General features: G+C 70.1%; 19 protein-coding genes. 13 read left to right on the top strand and 6 right to left on the bottom strand.

Translation table 11 applies throughout. The annotated features are described in order from the left end of the window. Positions 1–1,399: 1,399 nt before the first annotated feature. The 5 genes from ACEXOX_RS47575 to ACEXOX_RS47555 all read right to left on the bottom strand — a co-directional run bounded on the left by ACEXOX_RS47575 (position 1,400) and on the right by ACEXOX_RS47555 (position 6,864). Complete coding sequence (locus tag ACEXOX_RS47575) at positions 1,400–2,947, bottom strand: RNA-guided endonuclease InsQ/TnpB family protein (protein WP_406526943.1); 1,548 nt, start codon at positions 2,945–2,947, stop codon at positions 1,400–1,402. 194 nt (positions 2,948–3,141) lie between these two features. Beyond that, on the bottom strand, positions 3,142–4,053 hold the full coding sequence (locus ACEXOX_RS47570) for an FAD-dependent oxidoreductase (RefSeq protein ID WP_406526944.1): 912 nt from the start codon (positions 4,051–4,053) through the stop codon (positions 3,142–3,144). Beyond that, positions 4,050–4,610, bottom strand: a complete 561-nt coding sequence (locus tag ACEXOX_RS47565) for an isochorismatase family cysteine hydrolase (RefSeq protein ID WP_406526945.1) — start codon at positions 4,608–4,610, stop codon at positions 4,050–4,052. Before ACEXOX_RS47565 ends, ACEXOX_RS47570 begins: the two co-directional genes overlap by 4 nt. 19 nt (positions 4,611–4,629) lie before the next feature. Continuing rightward, entirely contained in the window at positions 4,630–5,793 is a 1,164-nt protein-coding gene (locus tag ACEXOX_RS47560) for an XRE family transcriptional regulator (RefSeq protein ID WP_406526946.1), read from the bottom strand. Positions 5,794–6,105: 312 nt separating this feature from the next. Beyond that, the gene (locus tag ACEXOX_RS47555) at positions 6,106–6,864 is read right to left on the bottom strand and encodes a GntR family transcriptional regulator (RefSeq protein WP_406526962.1); all 759 of its coding nucleotides are present in this window, start codon (positions 6,862–6,864) and stop codon (positions 6,106–6,108) included. A gap of 395 nt (positions 6,865–7,259) precedes the next feature. On the opposite strand from ACEXOX_RS47555, the gene ACEXOX_RS47550 reads away from it, so the two are divergent. The 9 genes from ACEXOX_RS47550 to ACEXOX_RS47510 all read left to right on the top strand — a co-directional run bounded on the left by ACEXOX_RS47550 (position 7,260) and on the right by ACEXOX_RS47510 (position 14,396). Beyond that, positions 7,260–8,111, top strand: coding sequence for a hypothetical protein (locus tag ACEXOX_RS47550; RefSeq protein WP_406526947.1), 852 nt, complete (start codon positions 7,260–7,262; stop codon positions 8,109–8,111). Between the two features lie 151 nt (positions 8,112–8,262). Next, complete coding sequence (locus ACEXOX_RS47545; protein ID WP_406526948.1) at positions 8,263–8,607, top strand: hypothetical protein; 345 nt, start codon at positions 8,263–8,265, stop codon at positions 8,605–8,607. 32 nt (positions 8,608–8,639) lie between these two features. After that, on the top strand, positions 8,640–9,023 hold the full coding sequence (locus ACEXOX_RS47540; RefSeq protein ID WP_406526949.1) for a hypothetical protein: 384 nt from the start codon (positions 8,640–8,642) through the stop codon (positions 9,021–9,023). A 160-nt stretch (positions 9,024–9,183) separates the two neighbouring features. After that, the gene (locus tag ACEXOX_RS47535; protein WP_406526950.1) at positions 9,184–9,705 is read left to right on the top strand and encodes a hypothetical protein; all 522 of its coding nucleotides are present in this window, start codon (positions 9,184–9,186) and stop codon (positions 9,703–9,705) included. A 324-nt stretch (positions 9,706–10,029) separates the two neighbouring features. Further along, a complete protein-coding gene (locus ACEXOX_RS47530; RefSeq protein ID WP_406526951.1) occupies positions 10,030–10,260 on the top strand; it encodes a hypothetical protein in 231 nt (76 codons plus the stop codon). Positions 10,261–10,490: 230 nt separating this feature from the next. Further along, positions 10,491–10,868, top strand: a complete 378-nt coding sequence (locus tag ACEXOX_RS47525; RefSeq protein ID WP_406526952.1) for a hypothetical protein — start codon at positions 10,491–10,493, stop codon at positions 10,866–10,868. A gap of 185 nt (positions 10,869–11,053) precedes the next feature. Further along, positions 11,054–13,246 (top strand): hypothetical protein, encoded by a 2,193-nt coding sequence (locus ACEXOX_RS47520; RefSeq protein WP_406526953.1) that lies wholly within the window; start codon positions 11,054–11,056, stop codon positions 13,244–13,246. A gap of 227 nt (positions 13,247–13,473) precedes the next feature. After that, the gene (locus tag ACEXOX_RS47515; protein ID WP_406526954.1) at positions 13,474–13,746 is read left to right on the top strand and encodes a hypothetical protein; all 273 of its coding nucleotides are present in this window, start codon (positions 13,474–13,476) and stop codon (positions 13,744–13,746) included. A 182-nt stretch (positions 13,747–13,928) separates the two neighbouring features. After that, on the top strand, positions 13,929–14,396 hold the full coding sequence (locus tag ACEXOX_RS47510; protein WP_406526955.1) for a hypothetical protein: 468 nt from the start codon (positions 13,929–13,931) through the stop codon (positions 14,394–14,396). 93 nt (positions 14,397–14,489) lie between these two features. On the opposite strand, the gene ACEXOX_RS47505 is transcribed toward ACEXOX_RS47510, so the two are convergent. After that, a complete protein-coding gene (locus ACEXOX_RS47505) occupies positions 14,490–14,672 on the bottom strand; it encodes a hypothetical protein (protein ID WP_406527177.1) in 183 nt (60 codons plus the stop codon). 222 nt (positions 14,673–14,894) lie between these two features. On the opposite strand from ACEXOX_RS47505, the gene ACEXOX_RS47500 reads away from it, so the two are divergent. From ACEXOX_RS47500 to ACEXOX_RS47485, 4 genes are read left to right on the top strand one after another with little or no spacing between them, the layout of a single operon-like run. After that, on the top strand, positions 14,895–15,074 hold the full coding sequence (locus ACEXOX_RS47500; RefSeq protein ID WP_406527176.1) for a hypothetical protein: 180 nt from the start codon (positions 14,895–14,897) through the stop codon (positions 15,072–15,074). Next, positions 15,071–15,379: a hypothetical protein gene (locus ACEXOX_RS47495; RefSeq protein WP_406527175.1), complete on the top strand. Its 309-nt coding sequence runs from the start codon at positions 15,071–15,073 to the stop codon at positions 15,377–15,379. The genes ACEXOX_RS47500 and ACEXOX_RS47495 overlap by 4 nt, the downstream gene beginning before the upstream one ends. Before the next feature lie 44 nt (positions 15,380–15,423). Next, positions 15,424–15,753 carry a hypothetical protein gene (locus ACEXOX_RS47490; protein ID WP_406527174.1) on the top strand — a complete coding sequence of 110 codons (330 nt, stop codon included), beginning with the start codon at positions 15,424–15,426 and terminating at the stop codon, positions 15,751–15,753. Beyond that, a complete protein-coding gene (locus ACEXOX_RS47485; RefSeq protein WP_406526957.1) occupies positions 15,750–16,496 on the top strand; it encodes a hypothetical protein in 747 nt (248 codons plus the stop codon). Before ACEXOX_RS47490 ends, ACEXOX_RS47485 begins: the two co-directional genes overlap by 4 nt. Positions 16,497–17,061: the final 565 nt, after the last annotated feature.

The raw sequence follows: 17,061 nt of genomic DNA, 5'->3' as shown, positions 1-17,061 counted from the left end.
GAGTTTCGGCCGATCAGCCGGCGCCAACCGTCTGATCAGGGCCCCGGCCCGGTCGCCAAACCGGGCCGTGACATGAAGGCCGCAGCGGGTGCGCCAACACCCAGCGGCCAGGGCGGCAAGGCCGCCCAGCAGACCTAACTCATCTCAACCTCCGCGAAAGCGGTGTGCCCGCACACGGACCGGTGCGGAAGAGCAGACAAGGCACCCAGCCGGAGCGACATCTCGTACATCGCTGCTACGGCGGGTGCCTTGGTGTGTGCCTGTCGGAGGGTACGGGTACCCTGAACCACGACGTGACCTCCTATGCCTTTAGGTCGCGTGGTGCCCCGCAGCTTGCCTAAGGCTGCGGGGCTCAAGTTTGTATAGGGGATATTCGAGATCACTCTACCCCTACCGCGCCCCCCACAGGGAACCCACCGCATACCGTGTCGCCGCGCCCCCGTAGGCTCCTGACACACCGACAACTCCACATTCACCGGCGGCCTCACCCCCGCCCCGCGACCACCCACGGCATGATGATCACCATGGACACGCCCGACCAGCCGATCACCAGCTACGCCACGCCCGCCCGGCGCCGCGGGTACGTACGCGCCATGCACCAGATCGCAGCCGGCCGCAGCCCCGGAACCCCCGCCCGCGTGTACCTCAGCGCACCCCCGAATTCCTCACACGCCCCAGCTGGCAGCACCGCATCGACACCATCCGCGCCGCACTCCCCACCGGCAGCGAACTCCTCACCTACCAGGACACCTTCGACCCGGCCGCGGACTACCACCCACAGTGGGCCGCCCTCGCCGAGACCCTCGACGGACTCGTCGTCACCGGAACCCGACGCGACAAACGACGCCCCCGCGAGCAGACCCTCGGCCCCATCGCACGCCAGGAACTCATCACCATGGTCAGCGCCGGCCGCCCCGTACTCCTGCACCGGACCGAGTACGGACTCGTACCCGTACTCGACTGCCGCCCCAAACGCATCGGGCAAGAGCCCCAGCAGCGGCTCCGCCTCACCATCCCCCGAGACTGGTCGCCCAACCAACCCACCCTGCAAGCCGCCCTCCACGCCCTCGGAGCGGAACCCGGCGAGAAGACCGGCGAGGTGGAGCCTTCGAAGCCTCCACACCTTACTCATCTGTTTGCTGCACCCCCTCTCGCTCCGTGACATCCGCCCAGGTCTTCGCGCGTACCGGCTGTGCGGCTCGGGGTGGCCCGAACATGTGCCTTCGCCTCCGGTCGCTCCTCGCGTGTACGGGCTGTGCCCGATGACCAGGAGGTCAGCGAGCAAGACCTCCGGTCGCTCCTCGCGTGTACGGGCTGTGCACGAACGCCCGCAGCCCTTCACCGAAGACATGCGGTCGCTCCTCGCGTGTACGGGCTGTGCCCTTCGTGACCTGCATGTCTACGGGTGCTTTGCTGGTTGTTGACCATGCGGGTCGGGGAGCGTCAGCGGATTGCTCCGCTGAGGTGGCACTGTCCCGGGTGGGCCGGTGCCTTCCCGCTTCGACGCGCCCTGACGGCGGGCCTTGAGGCCGGCCGGGTTAGGTGCTCCACGGGCGTTTTGTGTCTCCCCTCTACCAGGGGCGACAGGTGAATCGTCTGCGACGACGGCATGGCGGGCGATGTTCCGGGCCGCGTTTTCGTCCCGGTCCGTCGACAGCCCGCAGCCGCCGCAGTGGAACGTCCTGTCCGCGAGCGTCAGGCGTGGGTTTTGCCATCCGCACGCGGAGCAGGTCTTGCTGGAGGGGAACCAGCGGTCCAGGACTGCGAGCTTCGATCCGTACCAACGGGTCTTGTAGATGAGCTGTCGGCGGACTTCACCAGGCGCGGCGTCGAGGATCGCCCGATTCAGCCCAGCCTTCTGGCGGACCCGCGTGCCGGGGGCCTCGACGGTGCCGCGGGCGGAACGGGTCATCCCAGCGACGTGCAAGTCCTCCACCGCCACCGCCGAGAACCGGCTCGCGAGCTGCTTGGTCATCGCATGCAGCACCGTGGCCCGCCGCACCGCCACCTCATGGTGCAGGCGGCCGACCCGACACCGTGCCTTGTGCCGGCGCGCCGAGCCCTTCTGCGTCCGGGACAGGGTCCGCTGGGCCTTCGCGAGCTGCTTCTCAGCCCTGACGAGGTGCCGCGGGTTGTCCACGAACCGGCTCTCCGGCACGTTCGCATCAAGGGGCTGGGAGAGGGCCGCGAGGTATTTCACCCCGAGATCGACACCGACGGTGCCGCGCTGGGCCTGGGCCTTCGTCGGCTTGCCGGGCAGCTCAACGACAACCTTGCACAGCACCGACGCATACCAGCGGTGCCCACCCCGCGAGACAGTCACCGACTGCACCTGCGCACGGCCACGATCCAGCAGCCGCACGAGACGCTTCGCGGAGTCATGCAGCCGCACTTCACCCACCGTCGGCAGCCGCAACCTGCGGTACCCCACGGGCCGGATCCCGGGCCGCTTCACATCATGATGCAGCCGAAACGCATCCCGACAGCGGCCCTTCTTCTTGAACCGGGGATAGCCCACCGCGCGGCCAGCCCGCTTCCCAGCCACAAAGCCGAGCCAGTTCTGCCACGCCCGGTCCGCATCGATGAACGCCGACTGAAACGCGTGCGTGTTCACCTCATGCCACCACGGACACGGCCGCTCCGGCCCCAGCGCACCCTCCGGCAGGTCACCCTTCCGCGAATCGCCTTTGATCAGGTTCAGGTGCTTCTGGATCTGAGGCTTCGACGGCACCGGCACCTTCACTCGCCGCCGCGCCTCCGCCTCCGGCACCTCCTGGTCGACGAGCGCTTGGACCTGGGACCGCCACTCCTTGTGGGCAGCGACCTTCATCCCCAGCGCGTGATTGAACGCCCACCGCGCTGCGCCGGCGTGCCGGAGCAGCACTTCCACTTGGGCAGGACGAGGATCCAGCGTGAAACGGAACGCCTTGAGGACTTCCTGCTGCACGGCTCGAACCTCCTACCTTGCCTCGATCCGAGTGAACGTCCGAGCCGGTTCCGTTCACGACCTGTACGAGAGCCCTCAGCATCCGGCTGGGGCCCGCCGGATGAGAGGAGCGGGTGTGGCAGCGGCGTGGAAATGGCGTGGCAGCTCGCAGCCTGGTTCCAGCAGGTCGGTCCGTGATGCGGCAAATCTTCGGATCATGAGCGCGGCAGCGCCCGGTCGTAGTACAGAGACAGCGCAGCCTCGGCACCCGACCCCTGCGAGGTGATGATGCGTTGGAACCGTCCTGATCGGATGTCTCCTGCGGTCAGGACCCGGGGATGTTGCAGGTGGGGAGGACAGTAACCGTCTTGGTCCTGGTGCGTGCCGGGGATTGCTGCGGGCTTGGTCCCCAAATTATTGACCAACGTGTCGATGCTGTACGCCTTCTCTGCGCCTCTCCGGTCCTTTACACGCACCGTCCAGGCTGATCCATACGAGGGAGTCTCGATGGCGATATGGGAGACGGGCACCAGATGCACCCTTTCGTCATGGACGATCTCTGCCGTCTTGTAGTCGTCGCTTGGCGGGCACAGCACATACAATTGCTTGTGGATCTCAAAGTGGGCACGCAGCCATGTCCCGAGTGGCCTGTCTCCACCTAACACGTAAGTACGTCCGGCGAGGCTGCCCGGAGTGGACCTCCACAGCGGGGCAGGAGAAAATTCGTTAGGGGCTGAAATCCAGCTCACATCTGCGGGCAGAAGCTCCGTAACCCCCGTGGCGATAATCACGGCGCGCCCGGTCAGTTTCCTTCCATCGTTCAACTCCAGCTCGGCATGGTCCTTGTGACCGGCGACTGCGGTGCACCTGGCCTTCACAACGGTGCACCGTCCTACCTGCTGAAGACGGGCCAAGTCCTGAGACAGTGCATCGGCCAGTTGGGGTCCGGCGGACCAGGCACCAGGGACGTTCTCCAGGGCGTCAATGCGGTGCAGCTTCTCACCCACTCGCTCGGCCTCTACTACGGTGCTGCGCATGTCCAGACTGGCTGCCATGACTGCGGCTGCCACTCCAGCCGGCCCCGCGCCGACGACCAACAGATCGGTGTCGTACGACGGCGCGTTCATGCGCAGGCCCCCTTCTGTGTGATTCGTTCCAGTACTGCTTGGCTCGTGACAAGTTGGTCCGGACTGATATTTCGGGCTGCCATGAGCAGTGCAGAATCGTGGTATTCCGGCCCGCCAGTGGAAGCGCAGGCGTCAGTGACGATCCAGGGGCGGTAGCCTTTTTGGTAGGCGGCAACGGCGGAGTCATAAACGCAGGAGTCAGTGTCTATTCCGCAAAGCACCAGGTCGCTCCACCCTGAATTCTGGATGAGCCGGGCGCCTTCTTCGGTGAACACGCTCGACTGGCCTTTCGCGATTACTGCGGTAGCTTGTGTCGCGTACGGTACGAGCTCATCGACCAGGGCCTGCTCCTCTGCCGTGCGCAGCCGAGTCCACCCAGTGATCCGCTCGTAAGGCGATCCCGGCTCGTTGCGGAAGCGGGCGAACACAACGGGAGCACGAGCCTCCTGCCAGCGTTTCACCAGCCGCACGATCGCTGGGACTACGTCTCGACTGTGCTGGTTGACGAAGCCGTTCTGCACGTCAATGACGATGAGAGCCGTCGTGCGAGGGTCCACCGGTCCACCTTTCTAGCTGTCAGGGGTTGCCGTCCCGTAGAGCATCCTGCGCGGCCCGCAGCCGATCGGGAAGCTCGCTTGTAGCCAAGATCGCCTCACGCATGACGCGATGCTGCGCGGTCTCCGTTGGCCGGGCAGCAGTAAGGCGGGAGTACGCGCCGCGCAGATACCGCCAGCCGTACGGCTCCGGCATCACCGGGTCCTTGCCGTCTTCAATCATGTGCAGGATGTGTGACGACAAAGCCCAGAGCGCCTGTGTGTCGAGTTCTAGGGCGACGATCTCGCTCATGGTTAGCGCCCGCTCGTCCCGCTGCGGGTGATAAGCGACACCCGACCAGCCAGCCACTCCTCGGGACACCCCGCCGCCGAACACGACGGCCTCCGGCTGTGTCCAGCCATTGGCGAATTTGGCGTCTTCGACCCCGGGCCCCAGCGGCTTCACATTCTCCGGAGCCTGCCGATTCACCAGCACCGACGGCGTAGTCAGCAACTGCAGAGCTGTTTCCAGCCCTGGCCCCTGCCAGGAGTGCTCCCGCAACTCGTACGCGGACAGGACATACTCCGGTGCGAGCCCAGCGCTGCTCTCACTCCCAACGTGCTCCTCAAGAAGCTCGTGAAGCAGTTGTCCGGCCCAAACTCGGTCCTTGAGATAGGACTGGTACCTCCACACAGCCAGCTCCGTCAGCGACTCCACCCGGCGATGCTCTTCCAGGTGCACGACGACCACACCGCATGCGTAGACGTGCACTGTCGAGGAGTGCGCCGAGCGATGGCGGCCGGGCAGTAATCGCTGCTCAAGTCCTCCAGGGCCGGAAGGGCGCAACGTGCCAGCGGCGTACAAGGGAGCCGTACGGGTACCGCCGAGGTACACCGGCAGGAACTTGTGTGAGACGACCATGCATGGAGCTGGACGGGCTGCGACAGCTTCACCGAGCGCGGTCTCGCCGTGCAGCGCAGCCAAGCGTACGCGGAACGCTTCTTGTTCTTCAGCGGTGCACTGCGTGAGAGCCATGTCGAGGATTTGCTGCGTCCCAGGGCGGCACACGCTCGACGGATTGTTTTTCCAATACGTGACCGTACGAGGATCGATACCCAGGCGCTGGGCGAACTCGCGGACGGACTCACGTTTCACCGACCGCAGCAGCAGGGCGTCCTCACCCGTCCACTCGCTCACGGTGATCACTACACACCTCCTCAAGATGCTCGGCCAGCCGAGACGAGTGCAATTTCCACGCTGCTTCCACAGCAGTTCTACACCGGAGCCTCTCCTCTAACCCCAGTTAGCCGGAACCTTGTTGGCGGTCAGCGGCGGACGTGTCCGGACGGACAGTTCGCCCTCGAAGTCGGCGCGCGCAACGCGAATGTCAAATCCGCGGATCGAGATTGCGGACGGGACTCGTGATGTCGTCAAGTCGCCCAACTCGCTGTGATGGTCACCGCAACCCCGCAGGTCAGAGGAGGCAGTGTGAGCGGCAAGTATCAGCATCGAGCTCCCTCAGGCGTCGAAGGCGTACTCGAGGATGTACGAGGCGCTGTCGAGCGTCATCTCGTTGATCTCAACCGCTCGTCCGTCGGCGTCGAAGGCGGTACGCACTACTTTGAGCACGGGGCGGTCAGCGGGGATGGACAGACGCGTTGCCTCCTCATCGGAGGGCGTGCGGCTTCGAACCTCCTCACGGAAATGCGCTGGGGCGTAGCCAAGATCCGAAAGCCGTGCGTAGATGCCACCCGGTCCCGTGTCAGCCTGCGTGATGGGGGAGCCGGCCACGAGGGCCTGGGGCAGGAACGACGTGGCGAGCATGACTGGGCGGGCATCCATGATGTAACGCCGCCCTCGCACGCAGACCTTCTCGTCGGGGCGGAGACCCAGAACATTTCTGACGTGCTCCGGCGCAGTGGCATTTTCTGTGACGGAGACCTGGTCGATACCAGGCGAACGAGCGTCGTCGGCAGACCAAATCGTCTTCCCGGAGTTCCACTGGTCACGCGCGAGCCGCGGGATTCCGTGACGTCGGATAGGGCTGAAGGGCTGTACATACACGCCAGACCCCTTGCGGGACTCCACGAGGCCTTCGCTTCTCAGCAGGGCAAGCGCCTGCCGCACGGTCATCGGGGCGACTTCGTGGTCAGCCGCCAGAGCGTTCTCGCCAGGAAGGCGGTCACCTGCCCGGTACTGCCCGCTCTTGATCGCAGCCCTCAGTTCATCGGCGATGCGCCGGTACTTGGGCTGTGCGGGGCTCGGCTCGTGACTCATGCATCTCCCTGTCTCTCTATAGAGCAGATCGTACGGGGGTGCGCGGCCGACGGCCACGCCTCCTGCAAGCAGACGCAACCTCTCTAGGTTTCTCTATAGAGACTATTGACCTCCCTAGAGAGATTTGCCTAGCTGGAGGCACCTTCAGCGAGGTCACCGAGGGTGGCCTTCTGATCGCACCATCGCAGGATGCCCCTTCCCCTGATGGGGAGGGCCGGGGTCGATAGCTCCACCAAATCCCCCGGGTCAGCCCCTGGCTGATTTGGCTCCTGCTGCACGTCGCAGCGCAGATGCGTTGTCCGCGCGTCAGGACGCCGGGATCGACTCGTGTGGCCTGACGGGCGGAGAGAGCACCGCGACGCACCCCTCCCTCCCCCTCCGACACGGGAGCCTCCATGACCACGACGTCCACGATGCCGACGGCCCGGAAGCGCCACCGGAAGACCCGCACCAAGGCGGTCAACCATCGCCCGGCGATCGTCGCCTCCGACCTCAAGGCCAACGAGATCGACCTGACTCCGGGCAAGGAGCACCTGAAGTGCCCCGATTGCTCCTGCTGGTGCCCGATCACCGGGATGCTGGGCACCCCGAAGCTGGTCCCGCACCACGTCGGCCGCGCCGGCACCGCCGCGCCGCGCCGCTGCTCTCCCGGCAGCAACCGGCAGGTCACCATCGACATCGCGGTCGACGCGTGGCGTACAAGGCTGATCGAGGCGGTCCCGACCACCGTGTCCCGCCGCGCCACCAAGGTGCTGCCCAAGCCGAAGGTGAAGCCCGTCCCGGCCGCCAGTCAGGTCACGCCCGCGCCGCTCAGCGCGGAGCAGGTCCGCAAGGCGTTCCGGCAGCACCAGCAGCAGTGCGCCGCATGCCAGCGCGAGGTCACCAGCCGCGACGGTGATCCGCTGCCCTGCCGCGACGGTGAGCGCCTGGCCGTCACCTACCTCCGGTTGCTCCGTCAGGAGCCCAAGCGCCGCGCTGTGCGCGAGTTCTTCGCCCGGGAGCGGAGGCGGTTCGACCGCCAGTACGCCGCGGCGGCCGCCGCGAAGCGGGCGGCCGAGTGGACCGTGGTGCTGCCGGAGGTGCGGGCGGCCGACACCCAGCGCGCGGAGCGCATTCGGGAATCGCTCTCTGAGTTCCGCGGTCCCCAGCTTCCGCTGGAGCCGCAGGACGTGGAGGCGTACGAACGGCGCCAGGCCGAACTGGCAGAGCGGTACGCGAGGAGGAACTCGGCCGCGTCAGGCGTCTGATCCTCGCACCGAGACGAACGACCACGGCCCCTGGCCACCCCGATCGTGGGGTGGCCAGGGGCCGTGGCTGTCCGTACGGCAGCCGGCAGCCCCCGGGGAATCGCACTCCCCGGGGGCTGATCTCACGCACTGGACCACTTGGGAAGCCCAGATGACGTTCAGCATCGCACAGCCGCTCGCCCCTGCCACGGCGCAGCTCCTCCCCGCGACGGCCGATGCCTTGCGGCAGGAGGTCGACGCGCAGATCGGCCCGCGTCGCAGGGGCACGATCTACCAGAACACCGATGGCGCCTTCGAGGTGTTGTCGGTGGTCACCGACCCTGCCGAGGCCCGTGCGCTGCTGCGGCGGGACAGCGCGCAGTGGGCGCTGATCGTCCGCGACGTGCTGCGCGCGGGCGGTGAGCCGTTCGTCGTCGGATCGGTGTGGAGCACCTCCGACCACCTGGTGCGCGAAGCACCGGACCGCATGCGCAGCAGCTGGGGCACCGCGGCGTAAGGCCTGCCGCCGAACCGAGAGGAACGATCACCATGCAAACTCCGGACGCTTTCCGTTCCGTACATGGCGACAGCACCACCTGGTCCGCCGCCGACTTCGAGACCTATGAGCACACGCTGGAGGCCGCGAGTCCGGTTTACGCGGCGGCCGCTGCGAGCGGCCGCATCATCGTCGGCCGCCACGTCGAGGGCAGCAAGGTCGTCGCAGACCTGGCCTACCGGTCGTACATGACGGGAACCACGGGCACCGGCAAGAACCCCGCTGTCCCGGTCGCCGTCGTGCTTCAGCAGGTCCGCGAGCAGTTGACCGCGGCACGCCAGAAGCTCGTGGGCACGCACCTGTCGCGTTCGCAGCGGCGGGAGATCGCCGAGCGGATCTGGGAGCTGACCGAGGCAGAGCGGCGCCTGACGGCGTAGGCGGTAGCGCGACGAACGATCACGGTTGTTCCCGTTCGTACTGCTGGACGGGGACAGCCGTGGCCGCTCGGCGACGAGAGGCCAGTACAGAGACGGCCCCGGAGGTGGAGCTCCGGGGCCGTCGGCAGGCCGGACACCCCTAGCGAGAGGAACGCGACCCGTGACCATCATGGCAGTGACCGCCGCGCAGGCCCAGGCGATGCGGCGGCCGGCCCTACAGGCCGCCGTCGATACCTCCGCGCGCTGCGCGGAGAACCCCGACAACAGCACGGACGAGCCCGCTGAGTACTTGTGGTTCCGTGGCGACGGCGAGAAGTTGGCTGCCTGGCACCTCCGCGCGGCGTACCTGCGCCGGTACTGCACCGGCTGCCCCGTCCTTGAGCAGTGCCGGGAGCTGGCGCTGCGCGAGGGCGACGGTGACATCGGCCGCGGTGACGACATGGTGCGCGCCGGGCTGACCACGCAGGAGCTGGGGTACCTGGCCCGGGAGCAGGAGGTCCGGCTGGCGAGGGCTGTGGCTGCGGACCGGCTGGCCGCGGAGCAGCGCCGGGCGGTCAATCAGGCGGCGGCGCGTGTCACACACGCCCTCAAGCCGACCGGGCCGGTGGAGGTGGCCCGGTCCGAACTGGCTGCCGCGGTCGCGGCGCGCCGCGCCAGCAACGGCTGGGGGCGTGCGGCATGAAGCACGAGCCCGCCCCCGAGCCGGCCGTACGGTCTGCGGAACAGCGCCAGACCGAGCAGGCCGATCTTTTCCTACGTCTGGCCCGGGAGGCCGACGCCCGGAACGGTACCCGCCGCAGTCAGGACGGCGCCCGGTGACCGGGGCCCGCCAGGCCGCCCGGCGTGTCCGGGGCCTGGCCGTGCTGCGCTGGACCTGCTGGGTCTGTGGCCTGCGTGTGGACGACTACCTCACGCACTGCCCCGTCCGGCACTGATCTCTCCTTGCCCGTATGCGGCGCGGCCGCCGACCGTGCCGTTCCCGTATCACCGACCCGGAAGGCACGCCATGACGGTGACCAGCCTGGCCAGCAAGAAGTGGCACTACGTCCTGACGTTGCAGTTCCCCGCCCCCGGCGGCGGGATCGGCAACAACACGCGGCACGGGACGCTCAGCGTGCCGCCGGAGTGGACGCGCGATGACGTGCTGCGGGGGCTCCTGGAGGAAGCCGCCCGGCAGGACTCGCTGCTGCGCGGCGCCAACATCTTGTTTTTCGCGTTGGAGCCCAACGGCCTCTGACGGCTGCCTGATCCGCGAAGCCCCGCCCGGTCCGCCCGGCGGGGTTTCGCGGTGACGGAGAGCCGGCCAGCCCGGACCCATGAGATCGCACTCGGCAAAGGAGGAAACCTATGCGCTTCATCTACCTGCTCGGCATGGTCGGCCCGGCCCTGATCATCATCGCGGTGCTGCTGTCCCGTTGAGCCCGCCGCGTGCTGTACGCCTCCGGGCGCACCTTCAAGGAGTTGCTGATGAGTACCGCACCGCAGACCCGTTCCACCGCCGTGTCCACCGTGTTCCGGGTGGGTGACTACGTCCTGTACCGCAGCCCCGACCGGTTCTGGGCCGGCCTGCCCGGCCACACCAACGCCTACCGCATCGCGGACCTGTGGACCGTCTCCGGGGGCGCCGCGGCCTACGAGCTGGCGCCGCTGGTTGCCGGGGTGCCGCCGGTCGCGCGGGCCCGGGCGCAGTACATGCGGCTGCTGCCGCCCGAGGACGCGATGCGTGACATCGACACCGCGCCGCTGGCGGACCCGGAGCAGCTGGCGGCGGCCGCCGTGGCCTGGCTCACCCAGCAGCAGGCGGCGCAGCAGACCGGCCGGCCGGCGCTGCCCGGCCCGCGCTGACCCACCTCACCACCGGCCGCAGCCCCGGCATCCGGGGCTGCGGCCTTGTACGGAAGGAGGCGGCGTGGCCGCCACGCGTACCAGGAGCCGCAAGAAGACGACTCCGGCGAAGAAGACCACGGCGCGGCGCGCCGCCCCGCACCTCCCCTGCCGCGCCGGCCCCGGCTGCCGAGGCAGTGAGGCTGGTGGTGCGGGAGGAGGCCGAGCCCACGGTGGCCGATGCCCGGGACCGGGCCGCCGACCTGCTGGATGCGGCGGCCGACGCCGCGCTCGCCCAGGAGGAGGGCACCGCCGATGCCCGGGACCGGGCGGCGGACATCCTGGACGGCGCGGCCGAGGCCGTCGTCCGCCTCCGTCAGCAGGCCACCGCGGATGCCGCCGCGTGCCTGGCACGGGCCGAGCAGACAGCCGGTGACCGCCTCACGGACGCCGGCCAGGAGGCCGAACGGCGGCTGGCCGGCGCGCGGGAGGAGACCGAGCGCCTGCTCGCTGAGGCGGACGGCAGCGCCGGCGCCCTGCGCCGTCGTGCCGAGCAGGACGCCGCCGCGGTCCGCTCGGCGGCCGAGGCCGAACTGGAGGCCGCGCGCGGCGAGGCCGACCGGCTGGTGACCGAGGCCCGCAGCCGTGCCGCGGGGCTCGTTGCGGAGGCGCAGGCTCAGGTGGCCGAACTCGCCGGCCTGGCGGCCGCGGACCGCGAGGCGACCGGTAGGGCCGTCGCCGAGCTGCGCCGCCTGGCCGAGGCAGACCTGGCCGAACTCGGCAAGCTGGTCCACCAGCGGCAGGAAGAGGCCGGCGCGATCCTGGCCCGCGCCCAGCAGCAGGCCGGCCAGCTGGTGGCCGCGGCGCAGCAGGAAGTGGAGCAGGCCGGTGAGCGGTCGGCTCAGCTCGCGCAGGCGGGGGCCGCGCAGTACGACGCCCGCCGGGCGGAGGCCGAGCAGCTGTATGCGGACGCGGTGCAGGCGGCCGTTGCCCGGCGCCGTGAGGCCGAGCAGGCGGTGGCTGCCGCGCACACCGAGGCGGAGCAGGCCCGCGCGGCTCTGCGTACGCAGCTGCGCGAGCTCACCGAGGCGTTCGACGCCGAGGCCGCCAAGAAGGGCCGCGTCCTGGAGGACGAGCTCGCCGGGCTCAAGGCGGCCTGCGACCAGCAGCGTGAGCGGCTGCGGGACGAGGCCAAGACCGTTGCGGTGCAGCTGCGGGAGGCCGCCCGGAAGGAGGCCGAGCGCATCGTCGCCGAGGCGGAGAAGAAGGCCCGGGGCATCACGGAGCGGGCGCAGGCCGATGAGGCCCGGGCCCACCGGATGCTGGAGGAGGCGCGGGAGGCCAAGCGGTCCGCCTCCCGGTGGCGTGGCTGGCACCAGAACCTCAGCCGCAAGGCGTGGAAGACGGCGCCGTGGGTGGCGCTGGCGGCCGGCGTCGGGCTCGCCGCATCCGGCGAGTACGAGCTGGCCCGCATGGTCGGCATCCACCCCTATGTCGCCCCGCTGCTGCCGGTGAGCATCGACGTGTACTGCGTCACCGCGTTCCGCGCGAAGAAGGACATTCCGTATGCCCTGGCGCTGATGGCGTCGGCCAACGTCACCTACCACCTGTCCGAGCAGGCCCACCTCGTCAAGGAGGGCCAGTCGGCGCCGTGGCAGCTGACGACCTTCGTCGTGCTGATCTTCGTGGCCGTCATCTGGCGCGTCCACACGCTCATGCACGACACCGGTACGGACCACACGGGTACGGCCGGTGGTACGGAGACGGGAAGCGGAACGCCGCCGCGTACCGGTACGGCGGCCCGTACCGGTGCTCCGGCCCACGTCGAGCATGCGCGTACGAGCCCGTCCGGTACGGACTCGTACGGCGCACCGGCTCGTACGCCGCTGGCTCGCACCGCGCCGGACGGTGCTGGTACGCAGCCTGTACACAGCCACCGTTCCACCCCGGCCCCGGCCGGGGTGGATGCGGCCGTGAGCAGCGCGTACACCGACCGTACAAGCACCGTACAAGGCGGTGCTGACGGCGCGTCGCCTGCTGGTACGGCCGCCCACGGTCACACCGGTACGGCGGCCCTCGCCGGCGGGACGCGTACGGGTACGGTCTCCGCCCGTACGGACCGGGCGGAGAGCGCCTCCGCTGCGCGTACCGGTCCGGCGAGTGCCCGCCCGCGTACAAGCGGAACGGCTGGTACGGCTCGTACCGGTACGGGTACGCCCGTACGGACCGACGCCGAACTGCTCGGTGAGGTACGGGCCCTGCCGCGCGAGAAGGACGGCTTCGTCAACGTCTCCCGGGTCCGTACCCAGCTCAACGTCAACCGGGACCGCGCGGTGCGGCTGCTCAAGGAGGCCGGCCTGCTGCGCCCCGAGGACGCGGACAAGTACCTCACCTGCTGAGCGGACCGACCGGACCGCAGGCGGCCCCGCCCGCCCCGCGCACGGCCAGGCCGTACACGACCGTCCGCCGCACCGGCGAAAGCGGCACTGACCTGCGCGAACGGACTGCTTCGCCGGTTCCACCGGCCCCCGAGACGTTCAGCCCGCCTCGGGAGCGCGGTGAAGGCGCCGAAGCGCCGGCACTCACCCTGCCACGCCATCTGTCTGGAAGGAGGCCAAACCCGCAGGTGAACGACAACCCTGCCACCGGCCCGTGGAACAACCCGCCGGAGCGCAAGAAGCCGCTGCGCCGCAAGCGCGCGGAGAAGCTCGCCCGCCGCGCCGAGCACTGGGGCCGGCGCCTGGAAGAGGCCCGCGAGGAGGGCCCGGACATGGTCGCCGCGGTCATCTTCGACCGGCTGCGCGGGGAGCTCGACACGCTCCCCCAGACGGCCCGCGACCGCGCTTACGACGACGTCACCCGCGCTCTGGAGCGCGTCCGCGAGACGCACGCACAGTAACCGGCGCGGCTGTGACGCGAGCTGTGACAGGACCTGTGACAGGCGCTGTGACAGCCGGAACAGACCCCACCCGTACGGCCACGCGCACCTGCGCGCACCAGCGCGCCCGTGCGCGCGCGAGGATACGACGCTGCGTGACGGCCCGTCAAACCCCATCTGAGTCCTTGGGAGGACCGAAAACCATGATCGACGCTGCTGTGAGTGCGGCCGCCGGCGGAGCCTGCGCCGGATCCGCCGCCCTTCTGTACTACGCCGAGCGGCTGCCCGGCGTCAGCCGGATCACCGAGCGGCTGCACACCGACCGGATCCAGTCCGTGTGCATCCTGACCGCCGCCGCCGCGATGGTCGCCACCCCCGCAGGGCGGTGGTGGAACGAACTGGTCAACAACATCAACACGTGGCTGACCGGGCTGGTGGGCCAGTGGACCGGGCTGCTGGTGACCGGTCTGCCGGCGCTGTTCGTGCTGGTGATGTTCGCCAACGACATGGTCACGCGCCGGGTGGAGCACCGCACCCGGGTGCTGGCGGCGCTGCTGCCGGTGCTCGCCTCCACCATCCCCGGCCCCATCGGCCAGGGCGTGGTCACCGGCCTGGGCTGGCTGGCGGAGACCGCGGGCCGCCTGGTCGGCGGCGCCTTCGGCATGGCGTGAAAGGCGGCTGATCATGGAGATCCTGCTGCTGCTCGCGGTCGCCTACGCCGGGGCGCGCGGTATCGAGAAGCTGGCCGGCGCCCCCGACCGGCGTCAGGACAGCGCCGCCGCCCGGCAGACGGTCGAGAAGGTCGCCGCGAGCAGCCCGGCGAAGGGCGCCGCGGCGCCGGGGCCGGCGGAGCCGGGCGGCACGTTCAGCGCGGCCGCGCCCCGCTCCTCCCGCCTGGGCGGGCGGGCCGCGGCGATCCCGGCGGCCGGGGTGGAGACCGGCGCCACGATGTGGCGTGCATTCCAGGAGGGCTACACCGCCGCCTGGCCCGAGGCCCGCGCCCGGCACCGGCAGCGGATGGCCGAGCGGGCCGAACGCCGCCGCATCGAACGCCAGGAGAAACAGACGGCGAAGAAGGCCGCGGAGGCCGTCGCCGCCGCACCGCCCAAGCCCGGCTACCCGCCGCCCCCGCCGCACCCGCCCCGCCCCGGCGGGGAGAAAAGGACCCCGTGGCAGCCCGCCGGCCGTCGGAGAAGGACAAGGAGAAGACGAAGGACGGCACCACGGCGTGGAGCGACTGGGACGACTGGGACGACTTCGGCGAACGGCCCGAGCCGGGCGAGTGGGTGGATCCGCTCGCCGACCCCCGGCCAAGGACGGTCAGCAGCCCGGCCGTCCGGTGCACGTGATCACGACGGCGCCGGAGCGTACGGAGGCCGACCGGCAGCGCGAGCGGGCCGAGGCGGCGGAGCAGAAGGCCGAAGCGGCCCGCAAGGACGCCGAGCAGGCCCGGGACCGGGCGGCGACCGACAAGGTGCTCGCCGCGCAGAAGGAAGCACGCGAGGCCAAGGAACGCGCCGCGGCCGCCGAACAGCGGGCCGCCGAGGCGCAGAAAGAAGCCCAGCGGCCCCGCCTGGCGGTGGTGCCCGACCAGACGCCAGCACCTGAACACAACGAACAGAACGGAGACGCCGTGCCTTCCCCTCCACCCTGATCCCCGAGATCCGCACCCTGGACGGCCTGCTCAACGCCTACGCGGTGACCAGCGCGATGTGCCAGATGCGGGCCGAGGAGGCCGAGGCGATCGCCGCCGACGACCGGACGCTGTCCAGCCGCCTGGACCAGTTCGAGGTGCAGATGGCCGACCTGGAGGTCGACGACGCCACCCGCGTCGAGATCGCCGAACTGCGCGACCTGATCGCCACACAGTCCAAGACCGCCGCCACGTACGCGGGCGCCGCCGTCGACTCCGCCGGCATCGCCACGGCGGTCGCCGCCGCCGCGCACAAGGCCCACGGCGGCATCGCCGAGGCCGTGCAGTCCTCGCCCATCGAGGTGGCCGCCCAGCGCGGCTACTACGAGCGGTGAGCGAGGACCGGCTGCGCCGCGAGCCGTGGATCCACACCTGGACCGACGACGACGGCATCCGGCGGCAGGCCGTCGTCCACTACACCCACGACGACCGCAGCGTGGTTTTCGACCCCCGCTACCCGGGCGATCCGGAGCCGTGGTTCGACGGCGACACCGTGAACTGGCGCTGCGGTGACGAAGACCTGGTCACCCTGGGCGACCCCACCGACCCCCACTTCGGCCTGGTCGACCCGGACTGGGACGCCGACGAGGACGACGACACCGGCCCGGTGATCCAGGACATCCCGCCGGCGGATCTGGCCCCTGCAGCTGAGCACCAGGCATCCGATCAAACGAAGGAGCACTCCACGATGGCCATCACCCAGATCCCCGAAGTGGTCAACCACCAGGCGCTGCTGGCCGGGCTGGCCGCCATCCGGATGGAGGTCGAAGCCCGCCAGGAGGACGTGGCCAACCTGGCCGCCTGGTCCTCGGAGATGGCCGACCGCTGGCGCCAGGCCGGCGAGGAACTGGCCGGCCTGGAGCTGGATGCCAACACCATCGCCCATACCGCGATGCTGGCCGACACCATCAGCGGGCAGGCCGGCTCGGCGCACGTCTACCGCGGCCTGACGGACCAGTCCGTCAACCAGGCCGAGGTCGCCTCACGGACCGCGCGCCGCCACCACGGCCGCATCGAGGAGGCCGTCAACGACGCCCCCGTGCGCATGGCGCGGAACACTTTCTACAACGCCGAATAGCCCTGGCCGCAGCCGGGCCCCGCCACCGCGGGGCCCGGCCCGTTGCTGCCCAGGCGCCCCTGAACATGCGCCTGCGGCAGCCGGACCGGCCTGCGGCAGGCACGCGATCAGGGGCGGTGGGGAGCACCGGAGCTCCGGCCCGAGCTCCACTTCCAGAGCATGAAGGGATCCCCGCCGTGCGTGCCCCCAAGCACCCCTCCCCCAGTACACCGACTACGCCGCGTTCGTCGCCGCCCAGACCAGCCTCGCCACGGCGCGGGCCGCCACCGGCACGCCCGCCCGCCGCACCATCCAGCAGTGGGCTCTGGACAACCGCGGCCGCCTGACCCTCGCAGCAATGACCGCCGGCCTGGGCCCCGCGGGCGAGGTGCTGTCCGCCACCGGCGACGGCTGGAAGACCGCCCTGAGCCTGGGAGCGGCCGGGGCCACGGCCGCCGGCGCCTGGGGCTGGGTGCCCGGCCTGGTCAAGTGGAAAGGCCAGTGGAAGCCCGCCCGCACCCTCCCTTCCGACTTCGACCGCTACACCGCGCTGTCGATGCCGGTCACCGGCTCCGGCCTGCTGACC

The organism is Streptomyces sp. Ac-502 (assembly GCF_045222935.1).
GTDB classification, from domain to species: Bacteria; Actinomycetota; Actinomycetes; order Streptomycetales; family Streptomycetaceae; genus Streptomyces; species Streptomyces monomycini.
This window is presented reverse-complemented; position numbering and strand designations above follow the sequence as displayed.

Bases quoted from the DNA above. Each gene is read 5' to 3' on its own strand.
- ACEXOX_RS47550 (WP_406526947.1), top strand. From the start codon at position 7,260: ATGACCACGACGTCCACGATGCCGACGGCCCGGAAGCGCCACCGGAAG.
- ACEXOX_RS47510 (WP_406526955.1), top strand. From the start codon at position 13,929: ATGATCGACGCTGCTGTGAGTGCGGCCGCCGGCGGAGCCTGCGCCGGA.
- ACEXOX_RS47540 (WP_406526949.1), top strand. From the start codon at position 8,640: ATGCAAACTCCGGACGCTTTCCGTTCCGTACATGGCGACAGCACCACC.
- ACEXOX_RS47530 (WP_406526951.1), top strand. From the start codon at position 10,030: ATGACGGTGACCAGCCTGGCCAGCAAGAAGTGGCACTACGTCCTGACG.
- ACEXOX_RS47545 (WP_406526948.1), top strand. From the start codon at position 8,263: ATGACGTTCAGCATCGCACAGCCGCTCGCCCCTGCCACGGCGCAGCTC.
- ACEXOX_RS47525 (WP_406526952.1), top strand. From the start codon at position 10,491: ATGAGTACCGCACCGCAGACCCGTTCCACCGCCGTGTCCACCGTGTTC.
- ACEXOX_RS47555 (WP_406526962.1), bottom strand. From the start codon at position 6,864: ATGAGTCACGAGCCGAGCCCCGCACAGCCCAAGTACCGGCGCATCGCC.
- ACEXOX_RS47570 (WP_406526944.1), bottom strand. From the start codon at position 4,053: ATGAACGCGCCGTCGTACGACACCGATCTGTTGGTCGTCGGCGCGGGG.